This is a genomic window from Pantoea agglomerans (genome assembly GCF_021397715.1).
Lineage (GTDB): Bacteria > Pseudomonadota > Gammaproteobacteria > Enterobacterales > Enterobacteriaceae > Pantoea > Pantoea astica.
Map to the genome: position 1 here is coordinate 3,101,761 of NZ_CP090207.1, position 23,689 is coordinate 3,125,449.

The window sequence follows — 23,689 nt, forward strand, 5'->3', positions numbered from 1 at the left end:
ATCATCGGGTCACCCGCAAACGTCTCCGTCACCAGACCCGCCGCTAAGGCACATATGCCTGACTGTCATGTTCCGGCGATCACGCTGGCTGTGGAAAGCGCAGCGTGAAGCGCGTGATGCCGTGCGCACTCTGCACCTCACAACGTCCCTGATGGCGTTGCATAATGCTGCGCACAATAGCGAGCCCTAACCCGCTGCTGCCCTGATGCCGTGACGCATCGGCGCGCCAGAAACGATCAAAAACGCGTGCCTGCTGGTCAGCGCTCAGCGTCGGGCCGTGATTTTCCACCACCAGTTCGACCGCCGATGGCAGTATCCTGCTACTGATTCTCACCGGCGTGCCGGCATCGCCATAGCGCAGCGCATTGGCCATCAGGTTGGCCAGCGCGCGTTGCAGCAACAGCGGATCGGCCTGCAGTTCACCGTTTAACGCCATCTCCAGCCGCATCGCTTTTTCCTCCGCCATATCGTCGAAATAGCTCCGCAGCTTCTCGCCCAGCGACGCCAGATCGATACGCTGTTCATCCCGTGCCTGACTGGCATCTTCCGCTCTGGCAAGAAACAGCATGTTGTCGATCATCTTCGCCAGCCGTTCCAGTTCTTCGTAGTTGGAGCCGAGCAATGCCTGATAATCACCCAGGCTGCGGGTCTGGCTCAGCGCCACTTCGGTCTGCCCCAGCAGCGTGCCGATGGGCGTGCGCAGTTCATGCGCCATATCCGCCGAGACCTGACTCAACTGCTGATAGCCGGTTTCGAGGCGACTCAGCATCTGATTAAACGCCGCCACCAGCGGCTCTAATTCCGCCTGCGCCTGTCCGGGCATCCGTCGTGCTAAATGACGCACATCGATCGCTTCCGCCTCTGCCGCCAGGCTGCGCAGCGGCGACAGCGCGCGTCGCACCAGCCAGATGCTGATGGCCGCCACCAGCACGGCCGCCAGCGTGGTCGCCAGCACTATCTGGTCGCGGTAATGCTGCAGAGTCTGGGTGCGGTCGCGCATCAGGCGGCCGGTCACGATCTCAATCTGGCCGTTGCCATCGCGGGTTGGTGCCAGCGCCGCCGCCGAGATAAACGGCGTGCCTCCTGCGCTGACAAGATGATGCACCGACGACAGCGTCAGCGGCTGGTCAGCCGGAATCGGCGTGATGGCAGGCAGAGGACGCTGTCCCGGATTCACCACAATCAGCGGCGGCTGGCCGGGAAACCGCAGAACCAGCAACGACTCGGTATTGCCGAGCATGTTGGCAAACAGGCGGGGTTTTTGCTGGATCAGCGTGATGGCATCTTCATCGCGCAGCAGCGTACGAATCTGATCGATGCGCGTCAGCAGGGCAGCATCATCCCGCACGCTGATTTGCGTTGCCAGTGAATGATAAAGCGCGTAACCACAGAGTGAAAAAATAACGATCACCGTGACGCTGAGCATCAGCGACAGACGCAGCGTCAGAGAATGGCGCTTCACGCTTCGGCTTCGCAGCGATAACCCACGCCATGCACGGTGTGAATCAGTGGTTGAGCAAACGGACCATCAATTTTCTGACGCAGACGCTTCACCGCCACATCAACCACGTTGGTGTCGCTATCAAAATTCATGTCCCAGACGCGGGAAGCGATCAGCGTCCGGGTCAGCACTTCACCCGGATGCAGCAGGAACAGGTGCAGCAGGTTGAACTCTTTGTTGGTGAGATCGATGCGCTGGCCACCGCGCTCGACGCGGCGTTTAAATACGTCGAGCTGCAAATCGGCCAGCGTGAGAATGTCCGGCAGCTTCTGCTGGCTGCCGCGCCGCAGTTGAGTACGGACGCGCGCCAGCAGTTCGGCAAAGGAAAAGGGTTTAACCAGGTAATCATCCGCGCCCAGCTCCAGTCCTTTGATGCGATCTTCCAGCGTGCCTTTGGCGGTCAGGAAGATCACCGGAGTGTGGATCTGTTGATCCATCTCCGCCATCACCTGCCAGCCATCGATGCCGGGCAGCATCACGTCGAGCAGGATCAGATCGTAGTGATGCTCACGGGCATAGAACAGACCATCCACGCCATTGTCCGCCACGTCGACGATGAAGCCGGCTTCCGTCAATCCTTTGCGCATGTAATCACGCGCTTTGGCCTCATCTTCAATCACCAGAATTTTCATGCGCCTCTTCCCGCGGGTTGTTTTCAGGGCTGTGCCTGTTGTGCGGCTTGCTCGATCAATTTTACAACATCCTCAGGATGTGACTGATAGACCGAATGGCTGGCACCGGCAATTTCTACCGTATGGCTGTGCGCACGTCGGGCGTACATCCGCTCCAGATCGGGACTGATAATTTTGTCAGCTTTCGCCACCATGTACCAGCTGGGCCGGGTTTTCCACGCCGGATCGGCAATGTTAGCGGTGAACACCGCGGCGTTGGTTGGCATCTGCGCATGTGCCTCAAAGTCAGCCTGCGCGGCGGGCAGGTCGGCAGCAAAATCGCTGTGATAATACTGTGGCGCAATCGTCAGATAGCCATCGGCCGATCGGGCAAACGGATGGGCGCTGTTGGGGAATTTTTTCCCGTTGCTGGCCTCGGTTTCACCGTTGTCCAGCGCATGAGCGGCAATGTAGACCAGCCCTGCCACTTTACTGTCGTTACCCGCTTCACTGATGATCGCCCCGCCGTAGCTGTGGCCGACCAGAATCACCGGCCCATTCTGCTGATCGATAATCCGTCGCGTTGCCGTCACATCCTCTGCAAAACTGGTCAGCGGCTCCTGTACCAGCGTCACCTGATAGCCGTCATGCGTCAGCCGGTCATAGACCGGCCGCCAGCCCGCGCCGCCAACAAACGCGCCGTGTACCAGCACAATATTTTTTACCGGCTGCGACTGCGCTTGCGCCTCACCGCCGGCGACAGCCAGCAGCATACCCAGGGCCAGGGTGATGGTATTCAGTTTCATTGTCATACTCCTGATTGTGAAAGTTCACCTTCAGAATAAGCAACCGGCCCTGACATCAGGGTGAGCGAGTAATGACAAAAGAATGACAGTGGCAAGCGGACGGTTGTCGCGGCCCGACCACGGATGAACTCTCTGGTTCTGCTGCAGCAGATAAAGGGCTTAGCGATTTCAGGGAGAGTTCACGGGGGATTAAGGTCAGCTCATCTGAAAGGACTCGCTGAATGTCTGAATAAACGTCCGCTTCGGGCTGCGAGTTCTGCTGCCCCGGCCGCGCCTCACTTTATCCTTTATTTTTTCGGCTGTTATGGCTTCATCGCTGATTAATACCATGCCACAGCTTTCAACCCTGGCCAGCCAGCGACTGAAATCTGGCTGATATCAGTCGCTACTGAACCAGGGTTAATTCAAACAACGCTGTAGCAAAGGTTAAAGGGTGTTACTTCTGACTTTGCTGTTGATTTTCCGCTTCTTTTTCTTTTTTCTTAGCCATGTGATGACCTACCGCGCAGCCAGCAGCGGCACCTGCAACACCGTGATGGGCAACATGACCAGCGACGCCGCCGACCGCAGCCCCTTTCAGGCATCCCTTCGCCTCAGCCTGCATGCTCATGCCGAAAAGGAGGCCAGCAACCATGATGCCAAACGTTAACTTCTGCATATTTTTTCCCTGTAATAACTGGCGTGTTCCAGTCAGGTACAAGCATAGCCAGTGAAAAGCTGACTTCCTGCAGGAATGGCTAAAACTCAAACTTGTTTACCAGTGGTTACGTTTATCACCGACCTGGCGGGCTTTTCAGGCGTTTGGCGGGTGATCCTCTCTGGCTGGCGCGCTGACAGGCAACGCCCTTATCTGGCCGAAAGCATCACCACGCTATGGGGAAGTCTGATCTGGCGGCCGTTTCCACCTCGCCAGCGCCCTGGGTATGCATGAAGATCACTACAGATCTTTCGTCAATATCTCGCTGTTCTCCGCCAGGATATTAAGCACGGCATTCACATATCTGTCCCTGTTTCCCTGGTGCCACATCACACAGAGCGGCAGCCCTTCAATTTCCATATCATTGACCGGTGCCAGCGGCAGGTACTTTACGCCATCCGCGTTCATGTTGCGGTAAGAGGAAGGAACGAGCGCCACGCCCAGCCCGGCAGCGACAAAGCTCAGGATGGTCTGTTTTTCCTCGGCATACTGCGCAATCACCGGATATCGGCCCGCCGCTCTGAACAGGTTCATCGTCAGGTCATGGCTGTGAGGTCGGGTGCGTCTTTCCGGCACGATGACGGGCTCGTCGCAAAAATCGTCGATGCTCACCTGCGCGTAATCCACCAGCCGGTGATGCGCCGGCACCGCCAGCACGCAGGTTTCATTGGCAATAAAGCGCGTGGTCAGGGTGACGTCGGTCTGTTCTGGCGGCCGGACAAAGACCAGATCCAGCCAGCCGGAGGTCAGTCGTGGGATCAGGCTGTGCGATTTATCTTCGCTGATATGGATATCCGCATCAGGAAAGGCGCTGACGAACAGGTTGAGCAGTTTCGGCAGTAATCCCCTCGCCGCGCTGTCAATGGCCCCGATCCGCAATGTCTTTTTCTGCGCAGCGATGTTTTTATGGAACCTCTGCCGTAACGCATCAAAATCAGCAACCACGGACTTAGCCTCACTCAAAAACTCTGCGCCTTCCCGGGTCAGAGTCACATTCCGGGTCGAACGATTCAGCAGCCGTATGCCTAAATCCTCCTCCAGCAACCGGATAAAACGGCTGAGTGACGCAGGCATCATTTCAAGCTTGCGGGCTGCCCTGCCGAAGTGAAGTTCATCACCTACCACCACGAAGCATCTCAGCTGATTTATATCCATTTTTCGCCCGCATTCAGATTATTCAACTTATTTATATAAACCCTTGCCGATGATAACGCCAGTCAAAACAGCATACTGAGTTCACAACAAAACGATAACAACCCTACCTGACTGTGGAGCATCCTGTTATGCACAATGACCTCGAAAAAAAGGTGATGCGCAAAGTAACGCTGCGGATCATTCCTTTTATCATGCTGTTGTATTTCATCGCATTTCTCGACCGGGTTAACATTGGCTTTGCCGCCCTGACCATGAATCAGGACCTGGGTTTTTCGCCGATGGTCTTCGGGATGGGGGCCGGGATTTTCTTTCTTGGCTACTTTCTGTTTGAAGTCCCGTCTAACCTGATTCTGCATAAGGTCGGTGCCCGAATCTGGATCGCCCGCGTCATGATTACCTGGGGACTGGTCTCGGGTTGTATGGCATTTGTGCAGGGCACCACCAGTTTCTATATTCTGCGTTTTTTGCTCGGCGTGGCCGAGGCCGGTTTCTTTCCGGGCATCATTCTTTATCTCAGCTACTGGTTCCCGGCGGTAAAACGTGCGCAGGTCACCGCTATTTTCATGGCCGCAGCGCCGCTCTCTACCGCGCTGGGCTCACCGATCTCCGCCGCGCTGCTGGAGATGCACGGGCTGATGGGCTTTGCCGGCTGGCAGTGGATGTTCGTGCTGGAGGCGATCCCCGCGTTACTGCTGGGCATCGTGGTGCTGTTCTGGCTCACCGACCGTCCGGCTAAAGCGAAATGGCTGACCGAAGAGGAGCGGAGCTGGCTGCAAAACACCATGCAGGCTGAAGAGCAGGCGCGTGCGGTGGGACAGAGCCACAGCAGCGCATGGCGCGGTCTGGCGGATAAGCGGGTGCTGGCACTGGCGCTGGTCTATTTTGGCACCTCGGCCGGCCTTTATACCCTGGGTATCTGGGCACCGCAGATTATTCACAGCTTCGGTGCCTCATCGTTAGAAATCGGCTTCCTCAATGCTTTCCCGGCAGTGATCGGCGTTCTCGGCATGATCCTCTGGGCGCGCCACTCCGACCGGACCAACGAGCGCAGCTGGCACGTTATTGCTGCCTGTCTGCTGGCCGCGGCCGGACTGATTTATGCCGGCAGCGTCAGCACGCTTTTCTCAGTGATTATCGCCCTGACGCTGGTTACCGTCGGGATCAGCGCATCCAAGCCACCGCTCTGGAGCATGCCGACCCTGTTCCTGAGCGGGCCAGCGGCAGCGGCTGGCATCGCTGCCATCAACTCGATTGGCAACCTCGGCGGCTTTGTCGGCCCGATGATGATTGGCATCATCCGCCAGCAAACCGGCAGCTATACCTGGGGACTCTATTTCGTGGCCGGACTGCTGCTGATTTCAGCCCTGACGGTACTGATACTGTCCGGAAAAGCGAAAAAGCCACAGACCACTGAACTTCATCAACCTCACACCCATTAATCGATACGGAGAAACATCATGCGTAACTACTCTATTGCCGCTATTCCTGCTGACGGTATCGGCCCTGAGGTCATCTCAGCCGGCGTTGAGGTTCTGAAGGCACTGTCACAGCGCGATCCGCAGCTGAAATTTGATATTCAGACCTTCGACTGGGGTTCCGACTACTACAAACGCTACGGCGTGATGATGCCGGAAGATGGCCTGCAGACGCTGAAAAGATTCGATGCGATCTATTTCGGCGCGGTCGGTGCGCCAGATGTGCCTGACCACATCACCCTCTGGGGGCTGCGCCTGCCGATTTGCCAGGGATTCGATCAGTACGCCAATGTGCGGCCAACCAAAATTCTGCCTGGCGTCACCTCGCCGCTGCGCAACCGCGGACCAGGCGATCTCGACTGGGTGATCGTGCGCGAAAACTCCGAAGGGGAATACTCCGGCAACGGTGGCCGCGCCCATAGAGGTCTGCCGGAAGAAGTCGGTACCGAAGTGGCGATTTTCACCCGCGTCGGGGTCACGCGCATCATGCGTTATGCCTTTAAACTGGCGCAATCCCGCCCGCGTAAGCTGCTGACGGTAGTCACCAAATCCAATGCGCAGCGTCATGGCATGGTGATGTGGGATGAAATTGCCGCTGAGGTGGCGCAGGAGTTTCCGGATGTGCAGTGGGACAAGATGCTGGTGGATGCCATGACGCACCGCATGACGCTGCATCCGCAGAGCCTGGATACCATCGTCGCCACCAACCTGCACGCCGATATTTTATCCGACCTGGCGGGCGCGCTGGCGGGCAGCCTCGGCGTAGCGCCGACGGCGAACATCGATCCTGAGCGGCGTTTTCCTTCGATGTTCGAACCGATCCACGGCTCAGCCTTTGATATCACCGGTAAGGGCATCGCCAACCCGATCGCCACCTTCTGGACGGCGGTACAGATGCTGGAGCATCTGGGCGAGCCTGAAGCCGCCGCGCTGATCATGGAAGGCATCGAACATGTCTGCACCCACAGCATCCTGACGCCCGATGTGGGCGGCACGGCAACCACCGCCGATGTTACGCGTGCCGTGGTGCAGTTCATCGAATCCCGTTCAACCGTTGCCGAGAGTGCATAACGATGAGAAACGATCAGGCCGCAGCGATACTGGAGGATATCTTTACGCAGGCGGTTGACAGCGCCCGTCCCGGACCTGTCGTGCCGGCCGCGCTGCCGCGGAAGCCCGCCGGCCGCTGTGTGGTGGTCGGGGCCGGCAAGGCGTCGGCCGCTATGGCGGCAGCGGTGGATGCCGCCTGGCCAGATGTGGAAGTCAGTGGCGTGGTGGTGACGCGCTACGGTCACGCCGTACCCGCCGGACGCATCCGTATTCTGGAGGCGTCTCATCCGGTTTCAGATGCAATGAGTGAAACGGCAGCGATGCTGATTCTGGAAACGCTGCGCGGCCTGACACCCGACGATCTGGTGCTGGCGCTGATATCTGGCGGTGGCTCCGCCGTGATGGCTTTACCCGCGCCGGGTATCACGCTGGCCGATAAACAGTCAGTTACCCGGGCACTGCTGCACAGCGGTGCCAGCATCAGAGAGATGAATCTGGTCAGGCGTCATCTGTCGGCGATAAAGGGCGGCCGACTGGCTGCACTGGCGCAGCCCGCCCGGGTGGTTTCGCTGATTATCAGCGATGTGCCGGGTGATAATCCGGCGGATGTGGCATCCGGTCCGACGGTGGCTGACAGCAGCACGCCAGAAGAGGCGCTGAAGGTACTGGAGCGCTACGCTATTCCGATCTCCGCAGCAGTTCGCCATGTGCTGAGCCAGCCGACGGCATTATCAGGGATGCTGGCTAAAGGTGAGGTCAGAATGATTGCCACACCCGCGATGGCATTACAGGCCGCGGCCAGCGCCGCGCGTCGTCACGGGATCACCCCGCTGATACTCGGCGATGCCATCGAAGGTGAGAGCCGGGAGGTCGCCACCGTTATGGCGGGCATCGCAAAATCGGTGAAGCAGCACGGTCAGCCGCTGAAAGGGCCGGCTGTGTTGCTCTCCGGGGGAGAAACAACGGTCACGGTAAACGAGGCAAAGGCAGGTAAAGGCGGGCGTAACAGCGAGTTTTTACTTGGGCTGGCCTGCGCACTGCGGGGAGAAAGCGGAATCTGGGCCATCGCGGGAGACAGTGACGGTATTGATGGCACCGAGGAGGCTGCGGGTGCGATGGTTTTTCCGGATACGCTGGTGCGCGGTAAAACCTGTGGGCTTGATGCGCTTAGCTATCTGAATGCGCATGACAGCTACAGCTATTTTCATGCGATTAATGACCTGCTGATCACCGGACCGACGTTAACCAACGTTAATGACATCCGGGCCATCTTAATAGGTTAATCTGTGGCTCTCTCTGCAACGGAGAGAGCCACTGTTTATTTCTCTTATTACGCGAACAAAGATGTCGCTGGACTGGCATTTTTCCTTTAAACCGGTCTGCGCAGGGAAGAATGAGCAAATGCTCATTTATCCTCCCTCGCCCCGCCTCACTTTATTCGTCACTTTTTCGGCAATGGATAATCGTGATTTCTTCGCTATCGATTGAAACCAGCCCGTAGCTTTCAGGACTGGCCTGCCAGCGACTGAAATTGGCTGAAATCATTCATAACTGAACAGGGTTAATTCAAATAGCCCGGTGATACAGGTTGAAGGCAATCTGCTCCTTGTTGATTAATATACCGCGATGTTAGTCATGTCTTCATCAGTAACGTGAGGACATCCTCATGAAGAAGCGACTTTCCGACGAACAGATCATCAGTATCCTATCCTGCGTCAGGCTGATGCCGGTGTTTCCTCCGGGAGCTCTGCCGCCAGCACGCTATTGCCGGCGCCATATTTTATAGCTGGCGCAGAAAGTATGGCGGCATGGAGGTGCCGGAAGTTAAACGGCTGAAGTCGGCTGAGGAAGAGAACGCCAGACTCAGGAAGCTGCTTGTCGAAGCCATGCTGGATAAGGAAGCGCTTCAGGTGGCTCCTGGGCGAAAGTCCTGACGACAGCCCAGAAACGGCAACCCGTGCTGTTGATGTGTGTTGCGGCCGGTATGTTGCAACGTCGAGCCTGCAGACTCACTGGTTTGTCTCTGTCGGCCTGCCACTATGATGCTCAACGTCCGGCTGATGACGCGCAGCTATCTCTACGCATCACTGCGCTGGCACCTGAACGCCGCCGCTTTAGTTACACAGCTTCTGCGGCGTAAAGATCTTTATGTTAATCACAAGCGGGTTTATCGCATCTGTCAATTTAATGGCCTGAGCGTAAAACGCAATATTATATAGCGTCTGTGCCTTCTTAATCTTCCCCCTGTGCAACCACACAGTTTATAATCAAACCTTGTTATGGACTGAAAACAGTTATTGTTCGCGTCACAAAGGTTATTTCACCACTAACATTTACACAACGCGTGTAAGAACACCCAGAAACCAAGGCCACAAAGACCATAAAAAATGTAAAAAAAGATCACATAACGAACAGGCAGGCCGGAAAGCAATAAAGCCTTTCCGACCAAATTTTATTTATGGCTTTAGTGTTTATTTTCTGAAAATTTGAATTCTCAAACACATTAATTTTTAAAAAAATACCCAGCAGGAATGCATAATAAAATAGATACCAGCTCTAAAAACAGCAATGGAAACATTCCTTTTTTTGCAAGCCACTTAGCTTACTCCTGTTCATTAGCTAGCCTGCACTTTCTAATTAATTTATGAAAAGCTTTTATTTTTAAATATAAAGAATCTCAATTCAAAATACACAGTGAATGCGCAATATTTAACCAACAATTTGTAAATAAATGCAAATTCAGATGATAACTAGTTATTAGCATTTAAAGAATTTCATTATTAAAATAAATCCTATAAGTTTATCATGTCAAATTAAGAACCTTAATGCCGCTCCATACACCTCACTGTATTTTCAAAGGAAATATATTTTTTGAAAGGAGCATTATGAACTTACGCACTTCAGGGAAAATTGATAAAATATGGCTTTATATCAGAATTCTATTAACCCTGTTTTTTGGCAGAAAATAGCCATCGCCTCGAGATAGTGGTCATCGCTCGCATAGATAAGAACTTCCAGATCATCAAGATTACCTGGATCATCAAAATTACAATGCCTCTTTGGCAGAAGCGGACCAGATAACTGAGCCGAACGTCCGCTATGAGAGAGTTTACAACGCTAATAAACCGCTCCCACTGTGTTGATATAAAATTCACCACTCCTGAATAAATAGATGGACTTAACCTGCACTAAAACTGATCGTGAGCAATACTGTCTGACAAAGATGATTTAAAATTATATCTATTGTTTTCATCATTTATATTGCAGCTATGTTCTCCCCTAAACATCTTTTAATTCCCCTATCCATAGTTACAAGCCTCACGGCTCAAGCCCTGAATTTTTCTTCTACCCTTTTATATCTGGATTGCCCGGAAAGAGGTCGTATCGAGGTTATCCTTCACGTCTATAATCATACTGAAGAGAAGTGGAAGGATAACTTTGAGGTAGGTGCCGGACACAAAAAAACAGGCAGGCTAGAGCTTGTTAAATTCGTCAATGGCGACGTGCTGATTCATGACAACAAGAGTGATGACTTTAGCTATCTTTATTATGGAACAGGCCCCATTAAACATTGCGTTAAAATAACCGAACGAACTATCCACCCTACATTCTGAATGATTTTGCGCCGGATATAGTGTAGGTGCTATACCGGTCTTACTTTCCGGGCAGACGTAATGCCCGACCGTCATTCAAAACAGCCCTGGAAATTTTAAAGTAAAATCCTGATCAATGACTTTTATTTAACATCATCTCAATAATAAATATTCAGAAGACAGATATTATATGAGGTTGTCTCTACCCTGCTTTCTCAATATCTCAATAAGTCTTCTGACGGTTAGTTCTTAGCGATAACAGAACAACATCTGTGAGAAGTATCACTTTAGCATTTTATGTCATCCATAAGCGTGTAAAGTCAGGCCAACCCAACTCGCAGGTTTCCACCCCTTTGACCTGCTCAGGCACAAGGAGTCGCCAGCGCTGGATATACAAAGGAGTCACCCACCCGTTATGCTTTAAATAACAGAACAGACGCCTGATGCGGCGTGAGTGCTGTGACGGAGATCCTTTTACCGCCCTCTTCAAAATTTGTTCACCCCGCTCATTAAAGTCTTTACCCCAGAATGCTCTGAACATATGACAGTGTCGGTAATGCTCTTCCAGTGTGCCGGCCAGGTGCGCGCCCATCGGCTGGAATCCTAAACATAAATCAAACGATGACCAGTCCTCCTCCGGTAGTAGCCAGTGGCTGGCTGCCCGCGTCGTCACATTCAGCTGGCAACCCCGCCACCGCAGACTTTTCTTTAATTGCTCTATCAGCGTTGTCAGTTCGGGCAAGAGGCAGTAAACAATATTCAGTTGTGGCGGCAAGTCAGCAGACTCTACCTCGCTATTTTCCCCGCGCAGCCACTCAGGGCATTCTGCAATCGTTGTGGTCTCCATCAACATACGCTGCACATGTCCCTGAATGATCCGCCGGATAACAGCCTGCTGTGCCAGCGTAGTTGACTTCCGCGTCGAGTTATAAGTCAGGAAGGTAACCCCTCCATCTCCGGATAGTATTTTCACATCTTCAGACGAGACAGGAAGCTGCGCTGTTTTCAGTGTAATTACCGACCAATCCGGCGCAGGGCGCGGGTGGATGTTGAAACTTACTTTTGCTACCTGAGGCCGTTCCCCATACCAGAATGCTGAACGCTGTAAAACCAGAGCCGATTCTGTATGCTCTTTTATTCGAAACGGACCGAGTCCGATAGTATGGTCTTCAGGGTGTGACAGGGAATAAGCCGGATGTGCCAGTCGGTGTGGCAGTAAAACATCAGGATTTGTCAGCTTCAACTGCAGGACATATCCCGACAGAGTGATCTGTGCCACATGCGGTAATCCTGGTCCGCCAACATGACGCTGCAAGGCTGATACAAGTTGTTCTGGTCGCAGCGGCTCCCCATTGTGCCAGACTAATCCCCGTCGCAGATAGAGCGTCCAGCTCAGACCATCAGCGCTGACTTCAGCAGTATGTGCCAGTCCAGGAACTGGCCCGGCCGCTCCCGGCACGAATCGCATCAGCCCTGCATGTACCATCTGTATAAGATGACGTTCAGGCCATGCGGTATAAAGGGAAGGCGTGATTTTCATCAGGGGGCGGAAAAAAGGAATAACATATCCCTCCCCATCATCGTTATCTGCTGAATAAACCGGCCCCGAGATAAGAGTTTGATCTGTCTGCATTGCATAGTCACCGTCGAGCAAAGCCTTAAGCGCCGCAGGATCAACGCGGCACTGAAGCACGCCGGTTGCGCCACGACCCGCCCTGGCTTTCCAGTTCAACCAGCCTGATTGCTGCATTTCACTCAATAATGTCCTTGCATAACGGGGGGAGCAATACAGGGCTTCTGCCACCTCATTCAAAGATACCTGAGCGGGTTCGGTACGCCAGCGCATCAAAAGCCGTTGATAGCGGAGCAAAAGTCGTTTTTGGTGTGAGGAAAGACGTTCTGTCACGTAAAAAATCTCCGGTTTATATTTATTAAGGACTATTTTGATAATTTCTGCGTATAAGGATCAGCCCGAAAATCACTGATTAGCGGTATAAACAGTTATTTATTTTTCAGAAAAAGCTCTCGCCCCCTCTGGCCTGCTAAACGCGGGCACGGCGCAACCAGAGAATTACATCTTATCTTTCAAATAATTACCTCAATCCATGATGGACTTTTCAGGGCAAAACAAGCCTCGAATGAGTCCGGTAATTCTGCGCAGCACGGAAAATATTTTTTTAGCAATAACGAGCTCAGCTTTATATATTTTCAAAACCACAGAGCTCCCCTTTACGGTGTAATTAATATTCCCCTGAAATTTGCGCGTGAACCTTTCCCTCATCGACAATAAACTGTATTGCCCTGCTTCCCGGTACTGCCAATAGATATGCCGTAAGGGATGATCACAAAACATGCCCCACGGTTTTTTACTGTCTGTAAAATGCAGGATGTGGGGAGAATTTATCGCCTCCTCAGCCATTGCCAAAGAGTATTTATGCTCAAGCTCGTTAAAGGTAAACATCCGGCTGCTAACGTTCCATTTGAGCGGGAGCGTTTTAATGCAGTCTTTAAAGATAATATTCAGGATGTCCTGATCCTGCAGAGTGATCAGCCCCCTGTGCTGATAAAAACGTTCAAAACAGGTCATAAACATATCCGGGAAGCGTCGGTTTATTTCCCTGAAGTTAAACAGTAGCACGCCTGCGTTGATGTAATCCTGATGCGCATAGGGATGCAAACGTCGCGCCTGAAATACCCCGCCCTCATCCTGAACGCCCGCTATGCAGTAGCCTTCTGTCTCTGTATCCCACAGTTCTGCAATGTTTCCGCAGACAACCACATCTGAGTCAAGATAGATGATTTTTTCAATAGTGGCTGGCAGCAACCTTTGCATCAGCAGCCTGTAGTAGGTGTTAAGTGAAATATATTTTCTGTTCAGTGGTAATGCTGGCAGCATACTCGCGCTGACCGGCAAAAAGTGAAATTTCACCTCCGGTGCCCGAATCTGCGCTGACTTTATTTTCTCCCTGTTCGCCTGGGTTAATCGTTCGTCACAGATAATATAAAAATCAATCACCTGCTCAGGGTGCGCATTGCTAATCAGTGAAGTAATGGCCACATCGGCATGCGGCGCATAATGGTCATCAAAGGACATACAGATGTTCACCTTGCCGGTCCTGCGGACTGCCGGCGTGACGACAGGATGCGAGGCATGTAAAACCGCTTTCTCCGTCACGCCATAGGCCAGCGCCAGGGTCCCTACTTTCAGGCCGGGATAGGTGTTTTGCGCATATACCCGATAGGCGTTTAATAAACGCTCTCCGATAAAGCCGAAAACCCGTTGCTGATACGGGTCATAGCCGGAAAGATCAATGCGCTTTTCAGCTTCGCCAAGCACGCCAAATAAAAACTGGCAGTACTCATGAAAGTAAAGGGACTTCATTACTGCAATATTTCCCCATGAGCAACTGCTCTCGCTCAGGCTTTGCAGTAACGGCAGATAATAATCTGGGTACTGTTTTTTCACGATCTGCAGGACGGTATCCAGCACGCGAACATCATGTTCCCTGGCATAAAAGTCACGGGCACTCATCACTTTTTTGGGCAGACCCGCCGGATGAATTTGCCACAGAGGAGATGTGATGATGTCATACCGGGCGCAGGTCTTCCTGACGTTATCCGGCGTCCATCCAAAATCCTGAACCTGCTTATCCGTTATTTCGTTGAAGATGTAACACCCGTCATCCTCAGCCCTGAAATTAAGCAGGCGGCGATAATGCATCAGGCCATAGTAGTCGGCATTAAGATTCTTCCACGCCCAGTAAAGCGCTGTCAGTTCACACCACGAGGCGTTTTTATCCGAAATATTGTCTCCGGTATTATCCGGTACTGCGTAGTCCAGACTGAACTCACTGATGCTTTTTCCGACCTGAACAGGAAGGAAGCACTCGTTTTTAACAAAAGGGTATGACCTGTGATGGCAAACCAGAATTTTAATATTCATTTTCGTTTATAAAGTTAGTGATATTCAGTGGTCACTTGGTAGCAGTGCACGCAGCGTCCCGGTAAAGGAAATTCAAATCATTGAAGCGGCAGATAACCGGCTCTGTGAGGCGCCTTGATACAGAAGGCAGTAGACAAACAGAGCCAGGCACCATGACGGCTATTCTCTTATGTGTGATAGGTCCGTACGCATGCCATCCAGGAAACCTGCACGCCAGGCCGCCATCGCTGGCAGGCGCGGCTGATCAAGCAGGGCACCATAAAGCTGCAGCGTCAGCCGCAGTAAGGTGACAGATCGCGACCACGGCGAACCGGCGCGGGAATGCCGCAGCCATAAAAGATTTCGGGTCAGGTAATACCGTTTACGAGCACAAATGCGCCCCTGTGAAGGAACATCATGGACGTAACGCAGGGCTGGCGACCAGACCAGCCTGGCCCCTTGCCTGGACAGGGAGGCCCCTGCGCTGAGGTCGTCATAATAGATAAATAACCGTTCATCCAGAACGGCGCGCAAGCGTGTCAGCCATTCACGACTGACGCAGGCCCCCACGAACGAAAGGCTCTCTACCCGGGTACGGCTTACACTGGGCCGGAACGCTGCCGGGTTCCAGGCATAGTGCAGAGTCTGCCACAGGGTAGCCGGCACGCGGATGAAGGGCAGGTTCATGGTACAGGGCTGACCGTCCGGACGACGAACATCGCTGCAATATGCATCGGCAACCGGCTCCCGGGTCAAAGCATCAAGCCAGTCATCCGCCGGCCAGGCGTCATCATCCGCCAGGCAAACATGCGTCCAGCCCGGCTGTTCCGCCAAAGCTGCGAGGCCGGCACTGAAGCCGCCAGCTCCGCCAGTGTTCTCCGGCAGTGATAGCACCTGCAAACGCGGATCGTTCTGCTGTGCCAGCCAGTCACCAGTACCATCGGTGGCGGCATTATTAACCACCAACACGGAATGAAACCCCTGCGCCAGCGTATGCTTCAGTGCCCGTCGCAGCTTCGGCAGGCGGTTATACGTTACCATCAGCATCGCCACCTTCATGACGCCGCCTCTGGCCATGCAGGAGAGCTTAAAAAGGCCTGGGCCGCCCCCATGGCCTGCGCAATGGTGGCATCCATATCAAGGTAGCGACAGGTACCAAGCCGGCCAAGAAAAGTGACGTTCGGCTGCTGCCGGGCTCGTTCCTGATACTGAGTTAGCAGAGTTTCTTCTTCTGCCATGCGGACCGGGTAGTACGGGATATCGCCAGGGCCGGCCTCTCGGGAATGCTCCCGAAAAATAACGGTTTTATCGTGGTGTTCCCACGGGCTCAGACGGGCATGGTCAGTGATACGGGTCCAGGGGATGTCAGGATCGGCATAGTTCATTACAGCGCAACCCTGCCAGTCTGCCGGCACGACCTCCCGGACAAAATCCAGCGTCCGGTAGCGCAATCTGCCAGCATCATGACCAAAATAGGCATCCAGCGGACCGGACCAGAACAGATGTCCCCGCCGCGCCAGTTCCCTGGCCTCTGCTGGCGTCACCTTATGGCAGGTATGCACCTGAATGCCCGGGTGGTCCAGCATTGCCCTGACCAGCCCGGTATATCCTTCCGCAGGCATTCCCTGATACGGGTGACTGAAGTACCCGTCACTGAAATCAAACCGGAACGGCAGTCGGTTCAGGATGGCGGCCGGCAGCTCCGAAGCCGGACATCCCCACTGTTTTTCGGTATATCCCCGAAAGAAAGCGTCATACAGATCCCGCCCCATCAATTGCAGCCCCCGGGCCTCAAGGTTCCCCGCAGCCTGAGCCGTGCCGGTCGTCAGCGAGGTCAGCCAGTCACGCGCCTGGCGCGGCGTCATCGCCTGGCCCCGGAACTGGCTCAGGGTTAGCAGGTTGACCGGCAGGGACCAGACCTGGCCGCGTGCCGTGGTAAAGACCCGATGAAAATAGGGCATAAAGCGGGCAAAACGGTTCACAAACTGCCAGACAGCCTCATCCGCCGTATGGAAGATGTGGGGACCGTACTGATGCACTCTGACCCCCGTTTGTGAACAGCGGACGTCATAACAATTTCCGGCCAAATGGTCCCGCGCTTCGTACAGGGTAACGGTAATGCCCTTCTCTGCCAGAAGGCGTGCGACGGTGCTGCCGGCCAGGCCAGCACCGACGATAAAAACGGATGGTAATAGCATAGTGAGACTCAGATTAACGTTGGAAAACCTTACTGCCTGGCAGCCTTCATTGCCGTTTGATAACGAGGCAACAGCTCTTTCGGCGTGCCGTCCGCCACCAGCCGACAATTTTCAAACCACAGTACCCGGTCACAGAACTGGCGGATATCCGTCGGGTTATGGCTGACAAACAGCAGCGTAACGCCCTTTTTCCGGAAGGCGGTCAGCACATCCAGACAGCGCTGGCGGAAGGCGATATCTCCGACGGCCAGCACCTCATCAACCAGTAAAATGTCCGGTGAGACTTCGGTAATAACGGCAAATCCCAGACGGGCCTGCATACCGCTGGAATAAATGCGTACCGGCTCATTGATAAAGTCACCCAGCCCGGCGAACTCTATGATGCGCGGCATAGCCTGACGGATGTCCGCCTGACTCATACCCAGCAGCGTGGCATTCAGACGGATATTCTCGCGCCCCGTCAGCTCCGGATGAAAACCAGCGCCCAGTTCCAGCAGAGAGGCCACCCGTCCACGCACCGTTACTCTCCCTGCGGAGGGCTGCAGTACGCCGGCCACCAGGGACAAGGTGGTGCTTTTACCGGCACCATTGCGCCCCATCAGGGCCACGGACTCTCCCGAATGAACAGAAAAACTGACGTCATCCAGCGCGGTATGGGTACGGTGCCGCCACAACGCCAGAGCTCGCCGGGGATGCAACAGCAGGGACTTTAGCCCGCTCCCCAGATGGTGATACAACGGATACCGCTTAATCACATGATCAAAGGTTATGACCGGTTGCTTTGCCTTCATCACAGCACCTCCGCCAGTCGTGGAGCCAGGCGGCGTAGTACCTGTGAACCCGCCAGTAAGCTCAGAAGCACCATCAGCGCCATCACCGGAAAGCGAGATAGCGTGACCTGGTTATCCAGCAACAGCTCGCGCCAGGCCATGACCAGCGGAGCGGCCGGATTCAGGTTCAGCAGCCACTGCCAGCGCAGAGGCAGCATATCCGGTGCCCAGATGATCGGAGTGGAATACATCAGCATCATGATGCCCAACTGAACAAAACGTTCCAGGTCGCGCAAAAACGGCGTAAGGCTTGCCAGCAGCAAGGTTATGCCCGTCAGCAGCAGCAACTGCAGCAGGAAAAGTAACGGTATCGCCCACAGCCAGCACAGGGCTGGCTGGTGGCCATACCACAGTAAAAATCCAGTCAGAACCGGAAGCGCGCACAGAAAGTGCACCCCTTCCATCAGCACCTGGCTGAACGGCAGAACGCCGCGCGGGAAGGCGGTTTTACGGATGATGGCGCTGTTGGCCAGAAACGCATCAGGAGCATTGCCCAGTGAGGCGGCCATCCACTGCCAGGGGAAGAGTCCGCTCAGCAGGAACAACGGGTACTCAGCTACCGGCACCCGCATTACCTTGCCGAAAACGACCCAATAAATCAGACCAAAGGTCAGGGGATGAGCAACCGACCAGACGTACCCCAACAGACTGCCCCGGTACCGGACCTGCATTTCCTTGTGCAGCAGCACCAGCACCATTTCATACCAGCGGCGAACCGAATAGCGGTGAGTCATAGCAGCACCTCCCGGGTCTGACGACCAAAAGCGGCTGGATCTGCTCCGGTCAGGGCGGCATAGCACAACAGATTCTGACGGGCCGCAGCCTCGGCGGTAAAAGACTGCAGTACCCTTTTGCGTCCTTCAGCCCCCGCCCGGATGGCATACTCGCGGTCCCGCAGTACCCGGGCCAGCGCCACGGTAAAGGCGGACACGTCACCGTCCGGCACCCTGATGCCACACCCATCATCCGGCAATAGTTCCCGGACGCCGCCGCGGTCAAACGCCACCACCGGACGCCCGCAACTGGCTGCTTCCAGCAGAATGCGGGGAACACCCTCTGCATAACGGGAAGGCAGCGCCACCACGGTGGCTCCTGCCAGCACCGCTGGCATATTTTTCTCTTCAACCTCTCCCAGCCATTCAATATCCCCCTGCGAAGCCAGCAGACTGAGCACGCGTTCGGGGATAGCATCCGGATCGCCGGGAACCGGCAGACCGGCCACCTGAAGAGTCAGGGCTATTCCCAGACGCCGCAACGTACGACAGACGCCAACCAGCGTATCAAGCCCTTTAGACTGGATAAGGCGGGCCGCAAAGAGAACCACCGGCGGCTGTGAGGCCGGCAAGGGAGAGTCCCTGTACACGAAGGGGTCCACGCCAGATACACCGGTCACCCGGGTGGCGCGCTCGGGCAGACGAGCCAGATCTGTTAATCGCCGCCGGTCATCTTCGTGCTCGAAAGCCATCAGACAGGTCGGATGGCGGGCTGCAAATCGCCAGACCTGGCAGACCAGCCTTCTCAGAAGCCGTAACGACAATCCCCGACCGCTAAACAACCGTCCCAGCCCCGGGAAGCTCATCATTACGCGATAGCGTCCGGTCAGCATGACAGCGATCAGACAGGGTTTAAGCGTGATGGCGTGCACCACATCCGGCTGGAGTCGCTTCACCTGACGCCCGACCTGCCACGCGCTAAGCAGAAAATTCAGCGGACTGCGGGAGGTGGCTTTCAGGACGAGAGAATGGACCTGCAGGCCGGCGGCTTGCATCGTCGCCATCACAGACGGCGACGACGACCGAACCAGCACGTGCACCTCCATGCCGGCAGCGCGTGCGGCGCGAGCGCGCGCCAGCCAGTGCAGAACAAAGTAACGGTCATCGTTGACAATAAAACAGAGCCTCATAGCTGCGCTCCTGTAAGGTGAAAACGGGGATCGCCGGGAAAGCTCACCCGCGCGCGGCGTAGTGTGTCCGCCGCAAGCTCCTCACGACCCAAAGCTTTTTCCACACGGATAAGAGAGTCCATCAGATTCGGATCGTTATGGGCGGACAGGTAGCCGTTAGCCTCCTGAACAAAGGCCTGCAGCAGCTTTACATCCCGGGGCTGGTTATAAGCAATCAGCAGGCTGACACAGCGGTCAAACTGCAGGCGATCCGCCTGCATCAGCTGCGATACCTCGGGCAGAAAAAGCGTTATGGGAGATGAAAAACCGCTTTTCTCCACCTCACGCAGATGAATGAGGTTTAGGGTACACGCAGCAAGCACCACGAAGCCGGCCAGACCGGCAGGAAGGGCCAGCCACGCTTTTCTGGCGACATCTTCGCACCGACGGCCGTCCGGCAGCGCCAGACGCCAGAGCAACAAGAACAGAACGAAGTGCAGGGCTGACAGATAAAACGGAAATTCGGTCATGGCGTGCAGCGCCAGCGGCAGGGACAGCGGCCAGAGGCTGATATAATGTCGGGCTGCACCCGGCCTTCCTTTTGCGCGAAGGAAAGAGACAGCTGGCAGCATCCAGAGCACGCCGGCGAGCAGCAATCCGGCGAGCGCTACAGCACCGCCCTCCGCCCAGACGTACAGCAGTTCATTGTGAGGATAGATAACCCGCTCCGGGGTCGCGCTGACCTCACCCAGCGCCTCAAGCCCGTCTGACCAGCGTCGTTCAAAGCTGCCGAGCCCGCTGCCCGCAAGCGGACGTTGCTTTATGAGCTCTGCCGTCACGCGCAGCATCTGCAGGCGACGTTCGCGAGACTCGCTGCGCATCCGGTCGAGGCTGAAAGTGTCGGCCGCCCGAGGTGAAACCGCATGAGCGGTTGCCACAACGACCTGCGGTTGCACGGAAAGTACGCCGATGGCCATAATGCTACTGAGAAGGACACATCCCCCCAGCGCGCGCCAGTGACGGTGCCGACCAACCAGCCACAGCACGCCGCCGCACGCCAGAAGTCCTCCCAGCCAGCCGGTGCGGGAGCGGGCTACGGCCAGCGCAGCCAGAATAAGCGCCAGCGCGAGCCAGCCGCACAGGCGAAGGCTACGGCGACGAACGGGTAGAGAAAGAAGGCACCACAGCGTTGCTCCGGCACCTGTCGCCAGAAACGACCCCAGCAGGTTCACCTGCCCCAGACTGCCGAGCGCCCGTCCCTGGGCGGAAAGCACGTCATAGTGAAGCATGCCGCGAACGAAAGGGCTCAGGGGAAACAACAGCTGGGCCAGCGCCATCAGGGCCTGTAATAAGGCACCCGCCGCCAGAACGGAAACAAGCAGCGCCCGGCCCCGCACGCCGAAGCGAACATGCAGCAGCAGAATAAACAGTCCAGTGCCGGCCCACAGCCCGACCAGGCGCGGCAGGGCATTAAGCCGCCAGGCCGGCACCGTCGTCCACAGCAGTGGCAGGGTCATCAGGACGGCCGCTGACAGCACCCCGACAACCAGCCCGCGCGGCGCAAGCGTGTTGCGTGCGCACCACAGAACAACCAGCCAGATCGCCACGCAGGCCCAGACCAGCAGATTGTGCCCCCCCAGCATGCCGGGGCCGACGCTGCCGGAAAAGGGGAGCGTCACGCATGCAAGCAATACAACGGCAGGAATGCAGCTGCGCTGAAATTTATTACCCAGCATCACGAGAAAGACACCCCGCGATGGGCGCGCAGCCCAAAACAGTCTTCTTCATCCAGCTCGCCAGCAATGGCCACGTCACGCAGGTAGGCCGTGACGTCATAAAGTAGCGCAGCGGCTTCTGAATCTACATTACGCATGCGACGAGCTGTGTCACGCACCCTTGTCTCAAGCGCACGCCTGCCGCCGCCATAGTTAATAACGGCATTCTCAAGCAGGCGAAGACGATGGTAGTCTTCACGAATGCCGGTGATATCAGAAATACCAACCGTAAAAGCGCGATTATTATCGCCACCGCGACGGCGTGAAAAAGACATAATAAGCTCCCCGCCATCCGGAAGATGGCGTATATAATTAATAAGCTGGCATATAAAGCCGAAATTAAGCGGGCGTAGAAATCACATAAATAAAAAAACTTTATACTTCATGAAATTTTAAATAACCGCGAAACTACTGCTCGGTCATAACCATTACCGCACTGGCGGTAAAGGCACCGGTGGGAATATTTTTGGCCTCGACAACAGGGTTGCGAACCGCCTGAAATTCCAGTTCGCGATCGGTGTAACCATTTTCGAAAGTTTCGATTATGGGTGTGGAAGCAGGACCGACCAGCTTTCCATTATAAAAAATGGCAACCCCGAGGTTTGGGGTACTGGTTGAAACCACTTCATTGCCATTAACAGTTAAAGACGTGAACTGAAACGTTGTTTTCACGGTAACCCCGGCATCGCGGGTACAGAGCACCGGAAATGTCTTTTTGATATTACCTGAGGTGCCGCTTGCTGGTACGGTGGCTATCTTACTTCGCTCAAGCATACCCAACTCTACATCCAAATCTGTATGATAGTTTAAGTAACATGTTGCTGGTTGAGAGGGTAATAAATGAGCATCAGCACATACTGCGCCATCCCATTGGTGGGTTGACCATTCATTTCCCGCATCATCAACCAGTGTGTAGCAAACCATAGATTTAGTTTGTAATTTTGCTCCTACAAAGCTACCAAAATAAGGCTGCTGACTTTCTATCGTTTTGTTTTGTTCCAGCCTAACGGATGCAACGGAATCATAAAATGTATAGCTCTTTGAGATCGTACATGCAACTCCCCATGAGCCTGCACATAAATGCAGCCTTGATCTATAAGTGCCCGTATATGGAACATAAAACGTGCCCCACAACACAAAGCTCATATACTTACCGTCATTTTCATAAGCGGCGTTGAATTCTTGACCGACATCGTACCCCCAAGGTGCATCTTTGTACGGAACGCATAATTTATAATAGCTAAAGGTGTTTATACCTGTACCCGCACAAGCTTTGTTGCTTGGTGAAATTGAAGTACCCATCTGAGCCCCCATACCTGTGTTCCAGTATGTATTGGCAGCAGCACTCAAGCTCCACAAAATAAATGAAACAGCGAATAAAAAATTGACCTTATATTTCATTTACCACTCCAAAAACCATTTAACCAAGGGGGGGGGGGGTGGAATCAGAATCAATCTAATTCCCACCCACTTATTATCTTAATAATTAACGCCCAGCACAAAACCACTGAATTATGGAAATTTATTCACATAACATCAGTTAAAAATAAAGATGAAACTGCCTACCGAGACTTTCTTAACCCAAAACAAGGATTATTAACAGGAGCTTTGCAAATAAATCTTCACCATGAGAAATGAATTCCCTATGTTTTTTCAGGTCAGACATAGTCCACTACTAACGTTCCTGTAGCTACAAACGACTGGTCTGTCAATTGTACATCCGGGTCTTTGACCAGACGAACCTGAAGTGACGGTGGATTTGCCGGGTCAGTAATTGATATATATGTATTGAGCTCAATAGGACTGCCATCTTTAAGCACCTGCGCGCCCAACCCGGTAACGTCGGTTGCTATGGCCTTCGTATCCCAGGTGGCAGGATTCGCCTTGATAAACATTGAAACCTTATCCTTACTGGTTGCACCGCCGCAGTTCAGGCTGTAATGCAGGTCCTGAACGTACCTTCCGGTATCAATTTTACTTATACCCACATTGCCAAAAGATACCATTATTGGCTGGTCACCGTTTATAGCGCAAGGCGTGGTTTGCACCATGTATATCTCGAATACTATTTTCTTAGTGTCTCCAGTTTGCGCAGCATAACAAAAAAATCTGCCCGTCATGACCAGGACAAATACCATTATAAATTTCAGTATTCTTTTACACATAATTAGATTTTCTTCGCCCATCGAGAAGC

The 23,689-nt window shown here is 54.2% G+C and carries 19 protein-coding genes and 1 pseudogene; 4 read left to right on the forward strand and 16 right to left on the reverse strand.

Features of this window, described 5'->3' with window-relative positions; all coding sequences use genetic code 11:
* Window positions 1-79: 79 nt before the first annotated feature.
* From LZU96_RS14740 to LZU96_RS14760, 5 genes are all read right to left on the reverse strand, one after another.
* Window positions 80-1,462, reverse strand: coding sequence for a heavy metal sensor histidine kinase (locus LZU96_RS14740; RefSeq protein ID WP_233984972.1), 1,383 nt, complete (start codon window positions 1,460-1,462; stop codon window positions 80-82).
* On the reverse strand, window positions 1,459-2,133 hold the full coding sequence (locus LZU96_RS14745) for a heavy metal response regulator transcription factor (RefSeq protein ID WP_233984973.1): 675 nt from the start codon (window positions 2,131-2,133) through the stop codon (window positions 1,459-1,461). The genes LZU96_RS14740 and LZU96_RS14745 overlap by 4 nt, the downstream gene beginning before the upstream one ends.
* A 23-nt stretch (window positions 2,134-2,156) precedes the next feature.
* The gene (locus tag LZU96_RS14750) at window positions 2,157-2,918 is read right to left on the reverse strand and encodes an alpha/beta fold hydrolase (protein ID WP_233984974.1); all 762 of its coding nucleotides are present in this window, start codon (window positions 2,916-2,918) and stop codon (window positions 2,157-2,159) included.
* 436 nt (window positions 2,919-3,354) lie between these two features.
* Window positions 3,355-3,576, reverse strand: coding sequence for a hypothetical protein (locus LZU96_RS14755; protein WP_233984975.1), 222 nt, complete (start codon window positions 3,574-3,576; stop codon window positions 3,355-3,357).
* Window positions 3,577-3,855: 279 nt separating this feature from the next.
* The gene (locus tag LZU96_RS14760; protein ID WP_233984976.1) at window positions 3,856-4,770 is read right to left on the reverse strand and encodes a LysR family transcriptional regulator; all 915 of its coding nucleotides are present in this window, start codon (window positions 4,768-4,770) and stop codon (window positions 3,856-3,858) included.
* A 128-nt stretch (window positions 4,771-4,898) separates the two neighbouring features.
* Here LZU96_RS14760 and LZU96_RS14765 point away from each other — a divergent pair, with 128 nt between their 5' ends.
* The 4 genes and pseudogenes from LZU96_RS14765 to LZU96_RS14780 all read left to right on the forward strand — a co-directional run.
* Complete coding sequence (locus LZU96_RS14765; RefSeq protein ID WP_233984977.1) at window positions 4,899-6,209, forward strand: MFS transporter; 1,311 nt, start codon at window positions 4,899-4,901, stop codon at window positions 6,207-6,209.
* An 18-nt stretch (window positions 6,210-6,227) separates the two neighbouring features.
* A complete protein-coding gene (locus tag LZU96_RS14770) occupies window positions 6,228-7,316 on the forward strand; it encodes a tartrate dehydrogenase (protein ID WP_233984978.1) in 1,089 nt (362 codons plus the stop codon).
* 2 nt (window positions 7,317-7,318) lie between these two features.
* Complete coding sequence (locus LZU96_RS14775) at window positions 7,319-8,578, forward strand: glycerate kinase type-2 family protein (RefSeq protein WP_233984979.1); 1,260 nt, start codon at window positions 7,319-7,321, stop codon at window positions 8,576-8,578.
* A 383-nt stretch (window positions 8,579-8,961) separates the two neighbouring features.
* Window positions 8,962-9,502, forward strand: a pseudogene (locus LZU96_RS14780) (transposase); the annotation flags it as partial.
* Between the two features lie 1,681 nt (window positions 9,503-11,183).
* Here the strand turns inward: LZU96_RS14780 and LZU96_RS14785 are convergent.
* The 11 genes from LZU96_RS14785 to LZU96_RS14835 form a co-directional block, all read right to left on the reverse strand.
* Window positions 11,184-12,794 carry an SgrR family transcriptional regulator gene (locus LZU96_RS14785; RefSeq protein WP_233984980.1) on the reverse strand — a complete coding sequence of 537 codons (1,611 nt, stop codon included), beginning with the start codon at window positions 12,792-12,794 and terminating at the stop codon, window positions 11,184-11,186.
* 192 nt (window positions 12,795-12,986) lie between these two features.
* On the reverse strand, window positions 12,987-14,831 hold the full coding sequence (locus LZU96_RS14790) for a DUF4422 domain-containing protein (protein ID WP_233984981.1): 1,845 nt from the start codon (window positions 14,829-14,831) through the stop codon (window positions 12,987-12,989).
* 159 nt (window positions 14,832-14,990) lie between these two features.
* On the reverse strand, window positions 14,991-15,869 hold the full coding sequence (locus LZU96_RS14795) for a glycosyltransferase (protein WP_233984982.1): 879 nt from the start codon (window positions 15,867-15,869) through the stop codon (window positions 14,991-14,993).
* The gene (locus LZU96_RS14800) at window positions 15,866-17,008 is read right to left on the reverse strand and encodes a UDP-galactopyranose/dTDP-fucopyranose mutase family protein (RefSeq protein WP_233984983.1); all 1,143 of its coding nucleotides are present in this window, start codon (window positions 17,006-17,008) and stop codon (window positions 15,866-15,868) included. The genes LZU96_RS14795 and LZU96_RS14800 overlap by 4 nt, the downstream gene beginning before the upstream one ends.
* A gap of 29 nt (window positions 17,009-17,037) precedes the next feature.
* Complete coding sequence (locus tag LZU96_RS14805) at window positions 17,038-17,799, reverse strand: ABC transporter ATP-binding protein (protein WP_233984984.1); 762 nt, start codon at window positions 17,797-17,799, stop codon at window positions 17,038-17,040.
* Window positions 17,799-18,572 (reverse strand): ABC transporter permease, encoded by a 774-nt coding sequence (locus LZU96_RS14810; protein WP_233984985.1) that lies wholly within the window; start codon window positions 18,570-18,572, stop codon window positions 17,799-17,801. The genes LZU96_RS14805 and LZU96_RS14810 overlap by 1 nt, the downstream gene beginning before the upstream one ends.
* Window positions 18,569-19,741: a glycosyltransferase gene (locus LZU96_RS14815; protein WP_233984986.1), complete on the reverse strand. Its 1,173-nt coding sequence runs from the start codon at window positions 19,739-19,741 to the stop codon at window positions 18,569-18,571. The genes LZU96_RS14810 and LZU96_RS14815 overlap by 4 nt, the downstream gene beginning before the upstream one ends.
* Window positions 19,738-21,456, reverse strand: coding sequence for a PglL family O-oligosaccharyltransferase (locus LZU96_RS14820; RefSeq protein WP_233984987.1), 1,719 nt, complete (start codon window positions 21,454-21,456; stop codon window positions 19,738-19,740). Before LZU96_RS14820 ends, LZU96_RS14815 begins: the two co-directional genes overlap by 4 nt.
* Window positions 21,456-21,770: a hypothetical protein gene (locus LZU96_RS14825; RefSeq protein ID WP_233984988.1), complete on the reverse strand. Its 315-nt coding sequence runs from the start codon at window positions 21,768-21,770 to the stop codon at window positions 21,456-21,458. Before LZU96_RS14825 ends, LZU96_RS14820 begins: the two co-directional genes overlap by 1 nt.
* A 133-nt stretch (window positions 21,771-21,903) precedes the next feature.
* A complete protein-coding gene (locus LZU96_RS14830; RefSeq protein WP_233984989.1) occupies window positions 21,904-22,896 on the reverse strand; it encodes a fimbrial protein in 993 nt (330 codons plus the stop codon).
* Window positions 22,897-23,153: 257 nt separating this feature from the next.
* The gene (locus LZU96_RS14835) at window positions 23,154-23,681 is read right to left on the reverse strand and encodes a fimbrial protein (RefSeq protein ID WP_233984990.1); all 528 of its coding nucleotides are present in this window, start codon (window positions 23,679-23,681) and stop codon (window positions 23,154-23,156) included.
* Between the last annotated feature and the right edge of the window lie 8 nt (window positions 23,682-23,689).

Excerpts from the sequence above, each read along its gene's own strand:
- LZU96_RS14745 (WP_233984973.1), bottom strand. The coding sequence starts at position 2,133 with ATGAAAATTCTGGTGATTGAAGATGAGGCCAAAGCGCGTGATTACATG.
- LZU96_RS14750 (WP_233984974.1), bottom strand. The coding sequence starts at position 2,918 with ATGAAACTGAATACCATCACCCTGGCCCTGGGTATGCTGCTGGCTGTC.
- LZU96_RS14755 (WP_233984975.1), bottom strand. The coding sequence starts at position 3,576 with ATGCAGAAGTTAACGTTTGGCATCATGGTTGCTGGCCTCCTTTTCGGC.
- LZU96_RS14760 (WP_233984976.1), bottom strand. The coding sequence starts at position 4,770 with ATGGATATAAATCAGCTGAGATGCTTCGTGGTGGTAGGTGATGAACTT.
- LZU96_RS14765 (WP_233984977.1), top strand. The coding sequence starts at position 4,899 with ATGCACAATGACCTCGAAAAAAAGGTGATGCGCAAAGTAACGCTGCGG.
- LZU96_RS14770 (WP_233984978.1), top strand. The coding sequence starts at position 6,228 with ATGCGTAACTACTCTATTGCCGCTATTCCTGCTGACGGTATCGGCCCT.
- LZU96_RS14775 (WP_233984979.1), top strand. The coding sequence starts at position 7,319 with ATGAGAAACGATCAGGCCGCAGCGATACTGGAGGATATCTTTACGCAG.
- LZU96_RS14790 (WP_233984981.1), bottom strand. The coding sequence starts at position 14,831 with ATGAATATTAAAATTCTGGTTTGCCATCACAGGTCATACCCTTTTGTT.
- LZU96_RS14795 (WP_233984982.1), bottom strand. The coding sequence starts at position 15,869 with ATGAAGGTGGCGATGCTGATGGTAACGTATAACCGCCTGCCGAAGCTG.
- LZU96_RS14800 (WP_233984983.1), bottom strand. The coding sequence starts at position 17,008 with ATGCTATTACCATCCGTTTTTATCGTCGGTGCTGGCCTGGCCGGCAGC.
- LZU96_RS14805 (WP_233984984.1), bottom strand. The coding sequence starts at position 17,799 with ATGAAGGCAAAGCAACCGGTCATAACCTTTGATCATGTGATTAAGCGG.
- LZU96_RS14810 (WP_233984985.1), bottom strand. The coding sequence starts at position 18,572 with ATGACTCACCGCTATTCGGTTCGCCGCTGGTATGAAATGGTGCTGGTG.
- LZU96_RS14815 (WP_233984986.1), bottom strand. The coding sequence starts at position 19,741 with ATGAGGCTCTGTTTTATTGTCAACGATGACCGTTACTTTGTTCTGCAC.
- LZU96_RS14820 (WP_233984987.1), bottom strand. The coding sequence starts at position 21,456 with ATGCTGGGTAATAAATTTCAGCGCAGCTGCATTCCTGCCGTTGTATTG.
- LZU96_RS14825 (WP_233984988.1), bottom strand. The coding sequence starts at position 21,770 with ATGTCTTTTTCACGCCGTCGCGGTGGCGATAATAATCGCGCTTTTACG.
- LZU96_RS14830 (WP_233984989.1), bottom strand. The coding sequence starts at position 22,896 with ATGAAATATAAGGTCAATTTTTTATTCGCTGTTTCATTTATTTTGTGG.
- LZU96_RS14835 (WP_233984990.1), bottom strand. The coding sequence starts at position 23,681 with ATGGGCGAAGAAAATCTAATTATGTGTAAAAGAATACTGAAATTTATA.